Genomic DNA, 17,391 nt, shown 5'->3' on the forward strand with positions numbered 1-17,391 from the left:
CGCCTGTGATCGGGACGCTTGTGATCGGGAAGGCCGCGGCTGGGAAGCGCGCGGCCGAGGGCGGGCCGGGGATCGGCGTCCCCGGCCCGTGGCGACGATGGCGGTCGAGCCTGCCGTGAAAACCCACGTGAGGATTTCCGCGAATCGCGTCGGTGACCCGTGGGGCGGCCACGCACGGTGCTCCATCGCCAGGGCCGTCCCCGGGAGGGGCGGAATGTACGCGACCACCCCTCCCGGGGTGCATATCCCTTTTCCGGGATTTATGTCACCGCCCTTCCGAAAGAGATCTGCGGGCTCGGCTCTCCTCCGCTCGCCCGGCCTCCGCCCGGCCGGCCTCGCGGGCCGCGCCGGTACCGAATCCAACCGGCGGGAAGTGGCCTTCGGAAAAGGCCGGCATATCCCTGCGGAGGCCACGTTTCCGGAATGACATCGCGATTTTTGTCAGACCGGTGGCGAGGGCCGCGAGCCCCACCCACAGGACCAGCAGGGAGATCGAGAACCGCGGATAGCTGACGGCCCAGAAGCCGACGCCGATCTCGAGCGCGCCGATCGCCAGCGGCATCCACCACTGGGCTGTTCCGCGGGTGTCCTCACCGGCCGCGCCGTAATGTTCGGCCCGTCTCGCGACGAAGGAATTGACGATGTCGTAAACACCTTTGATCAGGAAGTACCAGGCCAGGATCCTCGCCGCCACCGGGAAGGTCGGGCGGGACCAGGCCAGCGCGACTATACCGCCGACGACGAAGAGGACGGCGAGCAGGACATGGGACCATCGCCAGTCCCGCGCTGTCGCCGACGCCGCCAGCAATTCGCTGGCGGCACTGAGGAGCAGGACGATTCCCAGAAGTATGGCGACCGAGCGAACCGTGGTCAGACCGAACTGTGGAATTGCCAGCGCAAAAAGGACGAAGGCGATCCCCGCGCCGAGCAGATACCACCATCGAAGCTTCGTGGTACCGCCCTGAGCGTGGCCCGCCGGCGTTGCCGTGGAACGCATGGCAGCTCCTTTCGACTCATCGGGCTCCCGAACATGACCGACTCCCGTGGATACGGGCGCCGGTCGCCGAAGTGCGTGGTCGAGTCGGTGATGCCCCCGCTCGCAGGCTTCACGCCACGCCAGCGCCGTGAATCATGATGCGTACGTCGGCGAACCGGCCGCCGCCGGTCGGCTTCGTGGGTGAATGACCAGATTGACGGCTGCCTGCCGTCCCGCCGGCGGTCGCACGATTTCCAGCATTCATCCGTGGATATCCGGTTCGCCGGTGGTGCCGGTTCCGTGCCCGCGCCGGAGCATTCTGGTCGCTCGGTGTCATCGGCCGCGGGTGTGCCGTGCGTCCACCCGTCGCGGCCGGCCGGGTGGCTGGCGACATGGAGGGCCACGACGCGCTCCCACCGGTTTCGTGTCCGGGGTGCCGATGAAGCTGGTGAGCGACGTCTTGGGCCATGTGCCAGCCGCCTTCGCCAGCGACATGTACGCGGTCGTCACCGAGGAGCGGGCGGAGCGGGCGGTCGTCGTGATCGCGGCGTCCGCGCCGCGCCGAAACAAGATCGCTTCCGTTCGTGTCAGCCCTGTGCCGACCGAGGCCATTCATGGATCTTGAAATGACACCAGGCGTCTCGAACATGTGTTCAAAACGCCTGGTCAGTGGCGGAGGCTCCGGGATTTGAACCCGGGAGGGGGGGTTACCCCCAACCGCATTAGCAGTGCGGCGCCATAGACCGGACTAGGCGAAGCCTCCAACGTGCGTTCTGAGTATAGCCGCCACCTCCGGTGTGGCTTTGCCGCCCTCTCCCACATCCGTGTCCAGCGGACGGCCCGGGGCGAGGCCGGGCCGTCCGGCCTGCCCACAGACGGCCTGCCCACAGACGGCGTGCCCGGGCGGGGCGCTCATCCGAGCGCGGCCAGGACGAGGCTCGCCACCTCCTCCCGCCGCTCCGGCCGCCGCACGGTGCTGCCGTCGGCCTCCCGCACGTAGAAGGCGTTCACGACGTCGAGGCCGATCGTGGCCACGATCGCGGTCCGCACGCCGAGCCCGGCCGCGGAGAGCGCGCGGACCATCCGGAACAGCACACCGGCACGGTCAGGTGCCCGTATCTCGATCACCGTGTCGGATCCGGAGTCGTCAAAGATGATTTTTGGTGGCGCGGGCGGCGGCTGGCGCCGGGTGGCCGCGTACGCCTGTTCCCGGCCGGTGATCCTGGCGTCCAGGTCGACCCGGCCGGCGAGGACCCGCAGCAGGTCACCGCGCAGCTTCCCGGCGTTGGGCTCCCCGTCGTGCGTGGTTGCCACCGCCGCCTGCAACAGCGCCCGGCCGTTCTCGCTGCGGGCGGAGGCGCGGTGCACGTCCAGCCGGTTGACGGCGAGCACTCCCGTGGTGGCGGCCAGCAGCCCTGGACGGTCGGGTGCCACCAGCACGATCTCGAACATCGGGTCGTCCGGCAGCGGGTTGACCGCCACGTGGTAGTCGTCCGGGAGCGTGAGAAGAGCCCGCTGACGGTCGGTGAGGGCGGGCGGGCACGGTGCCCGCTCGCCGCGGTGGACCGCTGTCGCCCGCTCCACCAGGTCGCCGACCAGCCGTGCCTTCCAGGGGCTCCAGGCCGTCGGGCCGGTGGCGAGCGCGTCGGCCTCGGTCAGGGCGTGCAGCAGGCCGAGGACCCGGGGGCTGCCGGCGGCCCGGGCCACCGCCTCGATGGTCGCCGGGTCGTCGATGTCCCGCCGGGTCGCGGCCTCGATGAGCAGGAGGTGCTGGCGCACCATCGTGACGAGCATGTCGGCGTCCGCCGGCGGGAGCCCGAGCCGCGGCGCGAGGTCACGGACGATCTCGACTCCCACGTCGGTGTGGTCGCCGGGCCGGCCCTTGCCGATGTCGTGCAGCAGTGCGCCGAGCAGCAGCAGGTCGGGCCGGTCGACCTTGCGGGTCGACGCCGCCGCGGCGGCGGCCGTCTCCAGCAGGTGCCGGTCGACGGTGAAGCGGTGGTAGGGATTGCGCTGCGGCCTGCTGCGCACCGTCTCCCACTCGGGCAGCAGCCGGACGAGCAGCCCGACCTGGTCGAGCGCCTCCATGGCACCGATCATGGCCGGGCCGGTGGCGAGCAGGGTCACCAGGGCCTGTCGGGCCGCGTCCGGCCACGGTGCCGGCATGGGTGGGGCTTCGCGGGCGAGCCGGGTGAGGGCGTACCGGCCGATGGGGATGCCGGCCCGGGCCGCCGCGGCGGCGGCCCGCAGGACCAGCGCGGGATCGTGGGTGGGATCGGCGTCCCGGGCGAGCTGCACCTCGCCGTCCTGCTCGACCACGTCCTGGTCCAGGGGCCGGCGGACCGGGGGGCCGGGGCGCCGGCGCGCGGACGATCGTAGGCCGGCCGAGACCCGGTACCAGGTGGTGTCCCAGGTCCAGGAGATCGTGCGGCCCGCGTCGGCGGTGGCGTGGGCGAGCGCGAGCTGGTCGGGATAGCCCAGGGCTGCCGCGACGGCGGCCTGGTCCTGCAGCAGCAGCCGGTCCTGCCGGCGGCCGTGCGCGAGCCGGCGGACCTCGCCACGGGCGTCGAGGAGCACCCGGCGCGCTTCGAGCACCCGCGCGGACGGGGTTTCGGCGACCCAGGCGATGGCGAGCGCGGCCAGCGCGTGGACGTCCCGCAGGCCACCGCGGGCCTGTTTCAGGTCCGGTTCGAGCAGGAAGGCGACGTCGCCGTGGCGCCGGGCCCGGTCGGCGACCAGGTCCGCGAGTTCGGGCAGACGCTGGGGGGAGCGAGCGCGCCAACGGGCGCGGACGCGCTCGAGCAGGGACCCGGCGAGGGCGCGGTCACCGGCGACCGGGCGGGCCTCCAGCAGGCCCAGCGCCGCCTTCAGGTCGTTGTCGGCGACCGCGACGGCCTCGTCGACGGTACGGACGCTGTGGTCGAGGCCGATCCCGGCGTCCCAGAGCGGATACCAGAGGGTGTCGGCGATGCCGGTGATGTCGTCCCGGCGGCCGTCGTGCAGCAGGACGAGGTCGAGATCGCTGCCGAGGGCGGGCTCACCCCGCCCGTAGCCACCGACCGCCATCAGGGCGACGCCGGCGCCCGGCTCGCCGAAAAGAGCACACAGGGTGGCTTCGGCGACGTCCATGAGGGCGTGGCGCAGCGCCGGCCCGACGATGCCGCCGAACTCCTCGGACCGGCCCGTAAGAGTCGCCAGCCGGTTCGTCATCGAAGGGCCTGTTCTGGCCGGTGCGGCAGCCAACGGCCCGCACCGGCCAGCACACCGACAAGGTGCACGGTCTACAGCGCGTCCGATCCACGTTCGCCGGTGCGTACCCGTACGACGGTTTCGACCGGGACCACCCAGACCTTGCCGTCACCGATCTTCCCGGTCTGCGCGGACGTGGTGATGGCACTTACCAGTTCGTCGACGGCGTCGTCGTCCACGACGATTTCAATCTTGATTTTCGGGACGAAGTCGACCTTGTATTCGGCTCCCCGATACACTTCGGTGTGGCCTTTCTGTCGACCGAAGCCCTGGACCTCCGAAATGGTCAGGCCGCGCACGCCGAGGTTTTCCAGCGCGGTCTTCACGTCCTCCAGCTTGAACGGCTTGATTACCGCGGTTACGAGTTTCACGCCTTGGCCTCCTCTGCGACCTTGTCGGTGGAAACCGATGCCGGTGCCGATCCGTCACCGAGCGCGGTGAACTCGTAGGCGGTCTCACCGTGCAGGACGATGTCCATTCCTTCGAGTTCCTCGTCCGGCGACAGCCTCATCCGGTAGATCTTGTCGATGACGAAGGCGATGATGAACGTTGCCGCGAACGAGTAGGCGACCACCGCGCCGGCGGCGAGCGCCTGCTTGCCGAGCAGGCTGGCGCCACCGCCGTAGAAGATCCCGTCCGCGCTGTAGCCGGGGGCGACGTCGGCAGTGCCGAAGAACCCGATCAACAGCGCACCCAGCACACCGCCAACCAGGTGGACGGCGCCTACGTCGAGCGCGTCGTCGATGCCGACCTTGCCCTTGATGGCCGTGGCCAGAGCGCAGACCGCACCGGCGATGAGGCCGATGGCGATCGAGCCTGCCGGGGAGACGAAGCCACAGGCCGGGGTGATGGCTACCAGGCCGGCGACGGCGCCGGAGGCGGCACCCAGGGTGGTCGCCTTCCCATCCCGGATCTTCTCTACGAACAACCAGCCGAGCACGGCGGCGGCGGTCGCGGTGTTGGTGTTGACGAATGCGAACCCGGCGCGGGTGTCGGCGGCGAGTTCGGACCCGGCGTTGAAACCGAACCAGCCGAACCACAGCAGGCCGGTTCCCAGAAGTACGAACGGCAGGTTGTGCGGCCGGAAGCTGGTGGCGGGCCAGCCCCTGCGCTTACCCAGGACAAGCGCGACGGCGATGGCCGCGGCTCCGGCGTTCGCGTGGACGACGGTACCGCCGGCGAAGTCCTCGGCGCCCCTCTTGAACAGCCATCCTTCGGGGGAGAACACCCAGTGCGCCACCGGCGAGTAGATGAGAATCGACCATATCGTCACAAAGGCGGCAAAAGCCCCGAATTTCCACCGGTCAGCGGTGGCTCCGGTGATGAGTGCCGGGGTGATGATTGCGAACATGAGCTGGAATGCCACGAACACGATCGGTGGGATCACCTGGGCGAGCGAGTTCGTCTCATAGGGCGGGGCGAACGTCACCTCGGCATACCCGGGAACCGGTTCGCTCATATGGTTGAGCAGTGCGAAGTGAAACCCACCGAAGATCTGGTTGCCGTCGCCGAACGCGATACTGTAACCGATCAGTACCCATAGGACGCTGACGACGGCGATGCAGAAGAAGTTCTGCATGAGCATGCCGAGCACGTTCTTCGCGCGGACCATGCCGCCGTAGAAGAACGCAAGGCCGGGTGTCATCAGCAGTACGAGTGCCGAGGCAGCCAGAATCCAGGCGGTGCTGCCCACACCCGCTGCGCCGGCTATACCGTCTTGGAGTTCCTTAAGCTGGTCTGGGTTCATGTCTCTCCCGTCGGTCGCCCCGCGTGCCCGCGTGGATCATGCTCACCGGTCCGCGGCCCACCCGTCGTCCCGGATCCTTCGGCCGAAGAGTCGATAGGATCTGTTCCGGATCGGTATCTTTCCTGTTTCCGGTATGTGAAATCGCTAAATTGGGCGATTCGTGGCCCGCTTCGATGGGCTCGTGGCGAACATCACATCGCCCTCCGTGACTTCCGGCGCGTTTATGTGATCCTACTTGCTCCGACGGGCTACCGTGGTTCTCCGTGTGTGATGGTTTGACTGCGGATTGCTACTGTTGTGGTGGCGCCGGCTGGCGTGGCTCGTTCGTCCGTAGATCGCACGAACGCCGCGCGCGCGAGCGGCCGGGCCGCGTCCCCGGCGCCTCGGGGGAGGCTCCGGCTGTTCCGGAGGCCTCGGAAAGCTGTCGCCGGGTGCCTGAACGACTACCGGGCGCTCTGGGTCTGGTCGGCGTTCTCGTCGGCGGGATCATACTGCTGCCGGGCGCCGCCACACCGGCCAGAGCCGACGGCATCGACAAGGTCAACAGAGATATCGCGGCCGCTCAGCAACAGCTCGCCGAACTGACGCACTCGACCGAGACGGCGACCGAAGCCTTCAACGCCGGGCGGCTGCGGCTGAGCGCCGCCGAGCAGGCCGTGTCGACGGCCACCGAGGACGTCCGGCATGCGGGGGACGCTGTGCGGGCCGCGGCGGACAGACGCCGCGCGCTGGGAGCCGCCACCTACCGTTCGGGCGGTCTCGAACAGCTCTCGGTGCTGTTCTCCGGCGACCCCGGCACGGCACTCGACCGGGTGGGCGCGATGGACTCGCTCGCCCGCCGCGGCCGGGCCGCCGAGATCGAGCTGCGCTCGGCCCGCCACGACCTGGCCGGCGCGCAGGCCGCCGCGCAGGCGGCTCTTGCCGAGCGGCAACGCGAAACCGCGTCCCTCGAAGAGGGGAAGAAGCGCATCGAGGCGTCGGTGACGGAGCAGCGTGCGTTGCTCGACGGCCTGGTCGCCAGGCACGCCGAGCTTGTCCGCCAGGCGCGTGCCCGCGAGGAGGCGGCCCGCCGGGCGGGCGAGCTGGCAGCCGCCGCGGCCGCGCAGGCGCAGGCACAGGCGGCCGCGGCCGAGCGGGACCAGCTGCGCGGCCGCAGCGACCTGATCGGCAGCACCAGCCGTGGAGCCACCGATGCCGCCGCCACGCCGGCCCGCCCGCCCGCGATCGGGAGCGGCGGGGCGGCGGTCGCGGTCGCACAGGCCCGTGCGCAGCTGGGCAAGCCGTATGTGTGGGGGGCGGCCGGGCCGGACGCCTTCGACTGCTCGGGGCTCACCCAGTGGGTGTGGGCGAAGGCGGGAGTCGCCCTGTCCCACTTCACCGGTGCCCAGTGGAACGAGGGACGGCGGGTCTCCCGCGGCGAACTCATGCCAGGTGACCTGGTCTTCTTCGGTGAGGATCTACACCATGTGGGGATCTACGTCGGCAACGGGAACATGATCGACGCACCGCGCACAGGGACGGTGATCCGCCTCGAGCCGGTCTGGTGGGAGACGTACGCCGGTGCGGTGCGCCCCGGTGCCTGAAGCCGGCCGTGTCCAGACCAGGCGTTGGATGATGATGCTATGTGTGTGTTCAGCCGTGAGGGGGGATACCGGGGTGTTCGACATACACGAGCCCCGCGGCACGCCGTGAGATGTCGATGGCCGGTGCTTCCCGCCCCGGGAGCTGGCCTGACGCGCCCGCCTCCTCGGCAGGGGCGACCGCGTCCGAGGAGATGACCTCGACGACGTCACCGTGCCCGCGGATGACGAGCGTGGCACCGGGCAGCACCCCGCCGTCCCGGAGCTGGCGCATGGTCCGTTCGTCCGTCTGTAGCCGTTCGGAGATCCAGCTGACCGTGACCGAGGCCGTCCCGGCGCTGGTGAAGTCGGTGGCGGCCAGCAGGCTCAGCGGCGCCAGGGGCCGCGGCCCCACCGGGCGGTCGAACGGGCCTGCCGGGATCACGTTCCCGAACGGGCACTTCTCCGGGTCACCAAGGATCGCGGTGAGCCGTGCCTCCACCTCGTCGGAGATCACGTGCTCCCACCGACAGGCCTCGTTGTGGACGAGGGCCCAGTCCAGACCTATCACCTCGGTGAGAAGCAGTTCGGCGAGACGGTGTTTGCGCATGACCGCTGTCGCGCGGACCAGCCCCTTCTCGGTGAACTGCACGGTGCGGTCGTTGGCGAGGGCGACCAGGCCCTCGCTGGCCAGCCGTGAGGTGGACTCGCTGGCCGCGGGTGCGCTGACGTGCAGTCTTTCCACCAGACGCGCGCGCAGTGGCGGGATGCCCTCCTCCCTCAGCTCGTAGAGGGTACGGAGGTACATCTCGGTACTGTCGATCAGTCCAGTCACCGGGCTCCTTCATCCAGCCTCAAGAGTACGCCTGTGAAGGCGTACCCACCTAGGTACGCGGGCCGCCCTGTCCGCGCCGTTTCCAGGCTGGTTGCCCGTGCTGGTTGCTGCCCGTGCCGGTTGCGCGTCGACCGGCTTCAGGGCCTGTTCCGGCCGCCGGGAGCCCGGCCGGGAAACGGCTGGCGGGATCGGCGGATCGGTCTCCCGGTGCGGGTCATACACTTCGGTGTATGAGCTCGACCCAGATCGCACCGGAGACAACTCACGGCAGTACGGACGAGGGTAATGACTTCGCCCACTATGCGCGCCATGAGGAGATCGTCCGGGCTTCCATCGAAGGCGGACGCGTGACCGCGCTGTGTGGTTACAGGTTCGAGCCGGTGCGTGATCCCCAGCGGTTCCCGGTGTGCCCGAAATGCAAGGAGCTCGTCGAGCTGGCCGAACAGCTCGGCTGACCGCCCGGGCGGCCCCGTCCCGGTCGTCCCTCACCGGGCCTGGTCACACGGCTGGGTGCGTGGCAGGACGTGGCTCGCCGCGGCCCGCGCCGAGCGCTGCCGGTGCCCGTGCGCCGTGAGCGCTGGTATGAGCGGCGGTCACGGTAGCGATCGACGGCGGGACATATGGTGACAGACGGTCAGGTCAGGCTCCGCCGGCCCTGTGACTCGTCCCATCTGGTCCACTCGCATAGCCGACCGGGTACGACCGGGACGACGGATGATGCGTAAGCTGGGGTGCCGTCGGAGGCCTTCTCGTGACACCAGGCCCGCCCTTGTAGCTCCTCGTAGCCCTGCCCTTGTAGCCCTGCCCTTGTAGCTCAGTGGATAGAGCGACCGCCTCCTAAGCGGTAGGCCGTAGGTTCGATTCCTACCAGGGGCACGATCCCGGTCGTGCCAGCGCTTCCGCCTGCTCGAACGACTTTCGGCGAGATGACGCTCGGTGAATGGTGTAGTGCGCATACTGGAGCGCGGGCATACCGGGCCGCCGGTCGTTCGTGATCTGCTCAAGGTCTGTCCGGTCGGTTCCGTCAGCGGGTGGCTACCGCAGCCGCCGCCCGCCCGCGCGTGGGCTCCGGCGGCCGGCCTGCGACATCGTCGGCGGTGGCCCACGCGGTCGTCGGTCCGGCCCTCCTCGGCCGGGTGGCTACCGCGACCGTAATGATCATAAGCGGGTTGTCATCCCCCGATGTCGTCCTCTCCCCGTAGGGGTACTGAAACACCTCATATGGAAGATCCGTCGGGGGTGCGGCGGGAGTACTGTTACCCACGTCACAAGGTCATCCTGTGGAGCAGGCGTCTCGAGCGTGCCAGCAGCATTCGGCTGGCGCCGGCTGGCGCGCTCGAGACGGAGCCTTCACCGTCGAAGGAGGTCGCCGGAATGAGGACCAAAGCCGCCGTCCTGTGGGGGCTGGGGGAGAAGTGGCAGGTCGAGGAGATCGAACTCGATCCGCCCAAGGCGGGCGAGGTTCTGGTCAAGCTCACCGCCAGCGGTTTGTGTCATTCGGACTACCACCTGGTCAGCGGCGACATCCCGATTCCTTTCCCGGTCGTCGGTGGGCATGAGGGCGCCGGTGTCGTCGCGGCGGTCGGGCCGGGCGTGACCGAGGTGGCGGAGGGTGACTCGATCGTCCTGAGCTTCCTGCCCTCCTGCGGGCGCTGCTCATACTGCTCGCGTGGCCTGACGAATCTCTGCGATCTCGGGGCGGCGATTATTCTCGGCCCCCAGCTGGACGGTACCTACCGATTCCACACGCGCGGTCACGACATCGGGCAGATGTGCGTTCTCGGGACATTCTCGGAATACACGGTCGTCCCGGTCGCGTCTATAGTCAAGATCGATCAGGGTGCGGCGCTGGACAAGGCGGCGCTGATCGGATGCGGTGTCCCGACCGGTTACGGCAGCGCGGTGAACACCGCGCAGGTGCGGCCGGGTGACACCGTGGTCGTGATGGGCGTCGGTGGTATCGGCGTCAACGCGGTGCAGGGGGCCAGGGCCGCGGGCGCGCGGACCGTCGTCGCGCTGGACCCCGTCGACTTCAAGCGGCAGAAGGCTGTCGAGTTCGGCGCGACCCACACGGCCGCCACCGTCGACGCGGCACGGGAGCTGGTCAGCGAGCTGACCCGCGGGCAGCTGGCGGACGCGTGCATCATCACGACGGACGTCGCCGAGGGCGCGTACGTCGGCGAGGGGCTGAGCCTGGTGGGTAAGCGCGGCCGGGTGGTGGTGACCGCGATCGGGCATCCCACGGACTTCTCGATCAGTGGGTCGCTGTTCGAGCTGACGCTGTACGAGAAGTCGATCCGCGGCGCGCTGTTCGGCTCCTCGAACCCGCAGCACGACATTCCCCGCTATCTTGAGCTGTACAACCGTGGCCAGCTGAAGCTCGACGAGCTGGTGACCAGGGAATATTCCCTGGAGGACATCAACGAGGGATACCAGGACCTGCTGGACGGCCGGAACATCCGCGGTCTGATTCGTTTCTGACCGGCTTCCTCGAAAACTGGACAGAATTGATGGAAGAACCAGAGGAGCCGGCCGTGGCGATCGTATGACGCCCGGCCGGCTCCATCCGTAGGTGCCGGTGCGCGACGGTGTTTCGGCGGTCGCGGCCACAGTTGTCGGAGCAGGTTGAACTGAACGGCGAGAATTCGTCGTGGTTTTGAGCGCACTCCCCGGTCCCCGGTCCGCGCCGGACGGCTCCGGCGGCGCGGTGGCTCCCGCGGGAATTTATCTCGATAGGGGCACCAGGTTGACTCCTACGAGGGGAGTGCGGCGAAGCTCGGAAGATTACCGTCAGGCCTGTAGCACATGCCTGAGAAAGGGGCTACCATGACGATTACTGATGGCACCGTCGACACGCGGCTCAGCTCGCTCGAGTTCTGGGCCAAGCCCCGGTCCGTCCATCACGAGGCATTCCGCTGGTTACGGGAGAACAAGCCGGTCAGCTGGCACGAGGCACCCGATTCTCTGGACCCGAACCTGAACAACGCCCAGGGGTTCTGGTCGGTGGTGAAGTACCGCGACATCCAGAACGTCTCCCGGGACACGGAGCTGTTCAGCTCCGCCGACGGCGTGTTCGTCGACGACTTCCCGCAGCTGGAGACGATGCTGTCGTTCATCGTGACGGATGCTCCTCGGCACACCGAGATGCGGGGTATCGTCAGCGTCGCCTTCACGCCGAAGAACATCTTCAAGATGTCGGAGGACATCGGCGGGATCGTTCATCAGGTCATCGACAGGGTCGCCCCCCTGGGTGAGGGGGACCTCTGCCAGCTGATCACCAAGGAGGTGCCCGGCCGGATCTTCGCGACCTTCATGGGGATCACCGACCCGGAACAGATCCAGTACGTGATGGACGCGGCCGAACAGTTCGCGTGCTGGAGCGACCCCGAGTACGCGCATATCGGCTCTCCGCTCCAGGTGTTCGCCGACGCCTCGCAGAAGCTGGCGACCCTTGCGATCGAGCTGGCGAGGGAACGCAGGGAAAACCCGGGTGACGACCTGCTCAGCTGGGTCGCCCAGGCGCAGTACGAGGGCAACAAGATGACCGTCGAGGAGCTCGGTGTCTTCTTCGCGCTGCTCGCCGCGGCCGCCAACGACACCACCCGGCACTCGATGGCCCACGTGCTCGCGCTGTTCCAGCAGTATCCCGAGCAGCTCGACTACGTCCTGGCGGACTTCGACAGGCGCGCGGACGACGCCGTCAACGAGTGCCTGCGGCTGGAACCGCCGCTGATGCATTTCCGCCGCACGGTGACACGGGACACCGAGATCGGTGGAGAGGCCATCAAAAAGGGCGACAAGGTCGTCATGTGGTACATATCCAGCAACCGGGATCCCGAGATGTTCGAGAATCCTGACACGTTCGACGTGCGGCGGGTCAACAAGTTCAACCCGCACCAGGCGTTCGGCGGCGGTGGCCCGCACTACTGCCTGGGCCACATGCTCGCCAAGCAGATGATCAAGACTGAGGTGCGGGAGATATACACCCGTATGAAGGATCTCAGGGTCGGCGAGCGCGACATGCTGTTGTCCAACTTCATGAACGGTGTCAAGCGGCTGCCCGCCACCTGGACGCCCGAACGGGGCTGAGCCGAGCGCGCGGTGGACACCTTGTGCGGACACCTTGTAGTGAACACCTCGTAGCCCGGAAGGCCACGGAGCCGTCCGTGGGACCACGGGCGGGCCCGGGGGCGTGGGAGCGGTGCCCGGCAGCCGTTCCCACGCCCCCGCTGTTTCCTGTTCCTGCCCAATTCTGATCGCACTGTCGTTTCTGGCTTCGGCTGTTTTGCTACGGTATATACCGGATTGTTCCCCCGGCTGTCCCACGCCCTGCCAGCGGACCTGGCCGGGGCCCTTCGGTGTCGTCGATTGTTCGCGACGGGTGAGGCCGGTGGGGCTACCGTGCTGTCCACGACATCATGAGAGGACGTCGGAAATGCGGCGCACCGGTTTCACCGCCGACCACGAGAGCTTCCGTCAGCTGCTCCGGGAGTTTCTCGCCCGCGAGGTGGTGCCCGTCTTCGACGACTGGCTGGCCGCCGGCGCGGTCCCCCGGGACTTCTTCCGGGACCTGGGCAAGCTCGGGGTGCTGGGGATGGCTTTCCCGGCCGAATACGGCGGCGGCGACCAGTCGGACTTCACCTATAACGCGGTGATCAACGAGGAGTGTGCCCGGGCGCTGGTCGCGCTGGGGACGTTACAGGTGCACCTGGACGTGGTGGTTCCGTATTTCCTGGACTACGCCGACGAGGAGCAGCGCAGGCGCTGGTTCCCGGGCCTGGTGAGCGGTGACCTGTTCGCGGCGATCGGTATGACCGAGCCGGGCGCCGGTTCGGACCTGGCCGGCGTGCGCACGACCGCGGTCCGGGACGGCGATCACTATGTGCTCAACGGCGCGAAGACGTTCATCAGCGGTGGCGCGCTCGCCGACCTGGTGGTCGTGGTGGCGCGAACCTCACGCGACGGCTCCGACCGGCGGCGGGGGCTTAGCCTGCTGGTCGTCGAGGACGGCACGCCGGGCTTCGAGAAGGGCCGCAACCTGGCGAAGATCGGCCTGAAGATCCAGGACACCATCGAACTGTCGTTCACCGACGTGCGGGTGCCGGTCGAGAACCTGCTGGGGGAGGAGGGGACGGCCTTCGAGCAGATGACCCGCGGTCTGCCCCAGGAACGGCTGAGCATCGCGGTCAGCTCGCTGGCCGCGGCCCGGGCCGCGCTGGACGCGACCGTGACCTACGTCCGGGAACGCCAGGTGTTCGGGAAGCCGGTCAGCCAGTTCCAGAACACCAAGTTCGAACTGGCCGCGGTGGCCACGGAGATAGAGGCGGCGCAGGCGATGGTGGACCGCGCGCTGGCCGAGCACGTCGCCGGTGAGCTGAGCCCGGTGGACGCGGCGAAGGTGAAGCTCTACTGCACCGAGCTGCAGGGCCGGGCGGTCGACCGCTGCCTGCAGCTGTTCGGTGGTTACGGCTATATCCTGGAATACCCTATTGCCCGGTTGTACGCGGATGCCCGTGTCACGCGTATATACGGCGGCACGAGCGAGATCATGAAGACAATCATCAGTAGGTCGCTGGGCCTGTAGGCCGGGCTCGCGAAACCGGCCGGCTCGGGCGTTTCCTGCTGGTATGTTTTTTTGGCCCGGTGGGTCTACCCGGCGACATGCTCTTTATGATCTTCCTGGTGGAAGGCGCCCGCCGACGAGGGCCACCCTCCATCCGGCTGTGCACGGCGATATGATCGACTATTTCGGTGGGGCGTGCCGAGCGCATGACGCTCGGCGAAGCGGCCGTACATCGTGCCTGGACCAGCCTGGCCCATTGGTCTAATGTATCGACCAAAGTCGGGTGATGTGTCGATCATCGACCGTCCGTTGCGTGACGGGTCGAAGCCGTGCCACACCGGTCGCCGGAAGGCTGAGGGAGGGTCGGCCAGCCGCGCGTCCAGCTCTCTGGCGCATGGCTTCGAGACTGCAGGGGATCTTGCGACTCGAAGAGCTCGAAGAGGAGGCGGGAATGGGCAGTGGTGTCCATGCTCGCGTGCTGGACGACGGGTCGGGCCCGGGCATGATGGCGATGGGCTCGGGCACGGCCGACGCGGCCATACCCGACTGGGACACGGCCGGGGAGATGGCCGGGGAGATGGCCGGCCCGGGGCCGCTGGCAGTCGAGGACGGCGTCCAGCGGGCCAGGGAGATACTGAGAGCCGCCGAGCGGGTTCTTGACGACGGCGTGACGTATTCGAATTTCACCAGCAGTGACTCGAAGGCGGCCGACGCGGCGTTGCGGGCGGCGCAGTGCGCGGCGGCCGAATATATGAACCTTGCCGTCCAGTCGTCCAGGGACTCCGCGGTCCGGCAGCTGGGGGAGGTTCTTCTGCAGTCGGGGCTGGCCCGGGTCGCGCTGATGGAGGCCACGCTGGCGCGGCAGACGGCGCGGATGTTCGGCGTCGAGCAGGCGCTCTGCCACTTACGTGGGGCCTCCTCGTTGTCGGCTCTGGAGGAGCGGGCGCCGGTGGAGGCCCATCGGCTGGGTTTCACCAGAATTCTGTTCTCACGTATCGACAAGGGTGTCTGGGTCGCGCGGACGGCCTACATGGAGGGCGAGGAGCAGCTCGCCCAGACGCTGGTGCAGGTCGGTATCGCGAACCCTCGGCCGCTGACCGGCCCGCTGGTCGAGAGCGAGATGGCACGGCGCCGCGTCCCGATCCTGGTACGCGACCCCCAGTCGAGCTCGCGCGTCCACACCGAGATGGTTGCCGTGGTCGACACCAAGGGCTATGTGGCCGCCCCGGTGATCTCCTGGGGCAAGGTGGTGGGGCTGCTGCACGCCGACCGGCAGGTGGAGCGCGGCGGGGTGGACGAGTTCGACCGGGACCTGATCGGCATGTTCGCCGCGGGGGTGGGTGTCGCGTTCGAGAGAAACGCGCTCTTCCGGCGGCTACGGTTCATGCGGTCGATGTTCAACGAACATGTGTGCGCGGTCAACGACCTCGTGGACGACATCGCCGAGGACGTCATGGAGATCGGCGATGACTCGGAGAAGCCGGCGAACCGCTCGCTGGGCGCGTACTCGTCGGGGCAGAACTTCCGGGAGACGCCGGTGGCATATCCCGAGGACGCGCTGTTCGCCAGCCTGACCCCCCGTGAGTGCGAGGTGCTGCGCAGCCTTGCCTCGGGTAAGACGAACGCACAGATCGCGAGCAGCCTGTTCGTGACCGAGGCACCGTGAAATCGCACGTGAAGCACATTCTGCGGAAGCTCGGCGCGGCCAACCGCACGGACGCCGTAGCTCGGTACCACGCGCTGACCAGGTCATCCGGCGGCCACCAGATGAAGGATCCGTTCAGATCCTGAGGGCCCTCCGGCCGCCTCGTGGCGGCGGGCAGGGGCTCGCCGTAGCCGGCGACGCGTCCGCGCACGCTCCGTCGCGGTGGCCGCCACCGCGTCCATGCCAGGGATGACCGCCGTTCGTCCGCCGCGTGCGCCGGTCGGCGCCGGGGCCGACCGGCCAGATCGCGCTGCCTGCCTACCGGCCAGGTCATGGCACCTGTCAAGGCGGGTCGGGACAGACCCCACCGCCTCTGCCGAAGGTCCCTGTCACAGCCGCGACGGCTCCGCCAGGCTGGGAGAGGGCCTGGTGGAGCGGCCGGAGCCACAACCAGGTGAGGGCGCGTGGGGGCGCGGGCCGCTCGGCGGCGCGGGCCCGTACGGGCGGCCCAGGCCGGTAGCCGGCGTTCCGCCGCTGCCCAGCGGTTCTCACCACCAGGGCCACCGCTTGACAGAGGGCCGTCGGCGCGGGGGAGAACGCGATGAAGAGGAAGGTGGTCGTTGTGGTGGCCATTACGCTGGCCATCGCGTTCGGCTGCCTCGGGGCCGCGCTGACAGCCGCGGTCCGGACGGCGGACGCCACCGCCGTCCAGCATGACCGGCTGGAGCCGGCCGCCGCGGATGTGGCTGTTCTCCTGGACCATCTCGCCGACGAGGACAGCGGCTGGCGCGGTTATCTGACGACCGGCCGGCCCGAGCTTCTCAAGCCGCCGCTGGTCGCGTCCCAGGATATTTCGGCCAGGATCAACCAGCTGTCCGCCGCCGTCGCCGGTCTCGGGCGGCTGTCCGGCCTTGTGCGGCAGGTGACGGAGGCGCACGGGGCCTGGAGCTCGCACGCGGATCCCGCGGTGGCCGCCGTTCGTACCGAGAACACGGTGGTCATTCATCCGGCGGAGGCGGCTGCCGCGACAAACTCGGGCCTTGACGCCATGCGTACCCGGCTGGCCGCGATACAGCAGGAGATTCTGCGCCACCAGGCGCGGCTGTCGGCTCAGGCCGACGGGGCCGGGTGGCAGCTGCTGGCCGGCGCGCTGGGTGCCGTGTTCCTGGTTTTCCTGGTCGTCGCCGTGATGGTCGTCGGCGTCCGGCGGTCGGTCCTCGCGCCGGTCCGCGGGCTGCTGCGCGCGGTCAGGGAACTTGCCGGTGGCGGTTACGACCAGGCTGTGCCGCGGGACGGCCCGGCCGAACTGGCCGAGCTCGGAGAGGGGCTGGACGCGATGCGTCTGCGTGTGTTGGCCACGATCGGCCAACAGGGACCGACGGTGACGGCGCTGCGGGACGCGTTGGCCGCGTCCGTGGCCGAGATCCCGGGCATGCGGATCGCGAGCCGGATCATCCCGGCGGAGGGCCTGCTCGCCGGCGACTGGTACGACATCTTCGAGCTGCCCGACGGCCGTCTCGGGTTCACGGTGGGGGACGCGGCGGGGCACGGCCCGGTCGCCGGCGTGCATGCGCTGCTGGTCAAGCAGCTGCTCGCGGCCGCGCTGCTCACCGGGAGCACCCCGGGCGAGGCGGTCCGGTGGGCGCAGCGATGCCTCGGTGACACCGGTGAGATGTTCGCGACCGCGTTCGTCGCAACAGTGGATCGTGAAACCGGCCTTGTCGAGTACGCCAACGCCGGGCACCCACAACCGGTGATCATCCGGAGTCCGGGCGGCGAGCGAGACGTGCGCGCGGGCGACGTGAGGGTGGGCGACG

At 69.0% G+C, this 17,391-nt stretch carries 12 protein-coding genes, 2 tRNA genes and 1 pseudogene; 9 read left to right on the forward strand and 6 right to left on the reverse strand.

The genetic code is table 11. The features are described 5' to 3' along the window. Positions 1-265: 265 nt before the first annotated feature. Entirely contained in the window at positions 266-997 is a 732-nt protein-coding gene (locus AC5LUJ_RS09820; RefSeq protein WP_250281234.1) for an HdeD family acid-resistance protein, read from the reverse strand. 412 nt (positions 998-1,409) lie between these two features. On the opposite strand from AC5LUJ_RS09820, the gene AC5LUJ_RS09825 reads away from it, so the two are divergent. After that, positions 1,410-1,601: a hypothetical protein gene (locus AC5LUJ_RS09825; RefSeq protein ID WP_250281235.1), complete on the forward strand. Its 192-nt coding sequence runs from the start codon at positions 1,410-1,412 to the stop codon at positions 1,599-1,601. Positions 1,602-1,646: 45 nt separating this feature from the next. Here the strand turns inward: AC5LUJ_RS09825 and AC5LUJ_RS09830 are convergent. The 4 genes from AC5LUJ_RS09830 to AC5LUJ_RS09845 form a co-directional block, all read right to left on the reverse strand. After that, positions 1,647-1,739: transfer RNA gene (locus AC5LUJ_RS09830), tRNA-Ser, on the reverse strand. A 149-nt stretch (positions 1,740-1,888) separates the two neighbouring features. Further along, positions 1,889-4,186 carry a [protein-PII] uridylyltransferase gene (locus AC5LUJ_RS09835; protein ID WP_250281238.1) on the reverse strand — a complete coding sequence of 766 codons (2,298 nt, stop codon included), beginning with the start codon at positions 4,184-4,186 and terminating at the stop codon, positions 1,889-1,891. A 71-nt stretch (positions 4,187-4,257) separates the two neighbouring features. Further along, the gene (locus AC5LUJ_RS09840; RefSeq protein WP_250281239.1) at positions 4,258-4,596 is read right to left on the reverse strand and encodes a P-II family nitrogen regulator; all 339 of its coding nucleotides are present in this window, start codon (positions 4,594-4,596) and stop codon (positions 4,258-4,260) included. After that, positions 4,593-5,972: an ammonium transporter gene (locus tag AC5LUJ_RS09845; RefSeq protein WP_445548179.1), complete on the reverse strand. Its 1,380-nt coding sequence runs from the start codon at positions 5,970-5,972 to the stop codon at positions 4,593-4,595. The genes AC5LUJ_RS09840 and AC5LUJ_RS09845 overlap by 4 nt, the downstream gene beginning before the upstream one ends. Positions 5,973-6,403: 431 nt before the next feature. Here AC5LUJ_RS09845 and AC5LUJ_RS09850 point away from each other — a divergent pair, with 431 nt between their 5' ends. Continuing rightward, the gene (locus tag AC5LUJ_RS09850) at positions 6,404-7,555 is read left to right on the forward strand and encodes a C40 family peptidase (protein ID WP_493464809.1); all 1,152 of its coding nucleotides are present in this window, start codon (positions 6,404-6,406) and stop codon (positions 7,553-7,555) included. A gap of 49 nt (positions 7,556-7,604) precedes the next feature. On the opposite strand, the gene AC5LUJ_RS09855 is transcribed toward AC5LUJ_RS09850, so the two are convergent. Further along, the gene (locus AC5LUJ_RS09855) at positions 7,605-8,366 is read right to left on the reverse strand and encodes a metal-dependent transcriptional regulator (RefSeq protein WP_250281243.1); all 762 of its coding nucleotides are present in this window, start codon (positions 8,364-8,366) and stop codon (positions 7,605-7,607) included. 230 nt (positions 8,367-8,596) lie between these two features. Here AC5LUJ_RS09855 and AC5LUJ_RS09860 point away from each other — a divergent pair, with 230 nt between their 5' ends. From AC5LUJ_RS09860 to AC5LUJ_RS09890, 7 genes and pseudogenes are all read left to right on the forward strand, one after another. After that, a complete protein-coding gene (locus AC5LUJ_RS09860; RefSeq protein ID WP_047223755.1) occupies positions 8,597-8,821 on the forward strand; it encodes a DUF3039 domain-containing protein in 225 nt (74 codons plus the stop codon). A 348-nt stretch (positions 8,822-9,169) separates the two neighbouring features. Further along, a tRNA-Arg gene (locus tag AC5LUJ_RS09865) sits at positions 9,170-9,242 on the forward strand. 498 nt (positions 9,243-9,740) lie between these two features. Continuing rightward, the gene (locus AC5LUJ_RS09870; protein ID WP_250281244.1) at positions 9,741-10,847 is read left to right on the forward strand and encodes an NDMA-dependent alcohol dehydrogenase; all 1,107 of its coding nucleotides are present in this window, start codon (positions 9,741-9,743) and stop codon (positions 10,845-10,847) included. 345 nt (positions 10,848-11,192) lie between these two features. Continuing rightward, positions 11,193-12,455 carry a cytochrome P450 gene (locus AC5LUJ_RS09875; RefSeq protein WP_250281246.1) on the forward strand — a complete coding sequence of 421 codons (1,263 nt, stop codon included), beginning with the start codon at positions 11,193-11,195 and terminating at the stop codon, positions 12,453-12,455. A 346-nt stretch (positions 12,456-12,801) separates the two neighbouring features. Then, entirely contained in the window at positions 12,802-13,950 is a 1,149-nt protein-coding gene (locus AC5LUJ_RS09880; RefSeq protein ID WP_493464810.1) for an acyl-CoA dehydrogenase family protein, read from the forward strand. A gap of 1,432 nt (positions 13,951-15,382) precedes the next feature. Further along, positions 15,383-15,720, forward strand: a pseudogene (locus AC5LUJ_RS09885) (response regulator transcription factor). A 455-nt stretch (positions 15,721-16,175) separates the two neighbouring features. Further along, positions 16,176-17,391 (forward strand): PP2C family protein-serine/threonine phosphatase (locus AC5LUJ_RS09890; protein WP_493464811.1); only part of this gene is annotated, 1,216 nt, incomplete at its 3' end.

This window comes from Protofrankia sp. CiP1_Cm_nod3, from assembly GCF_982290655.1.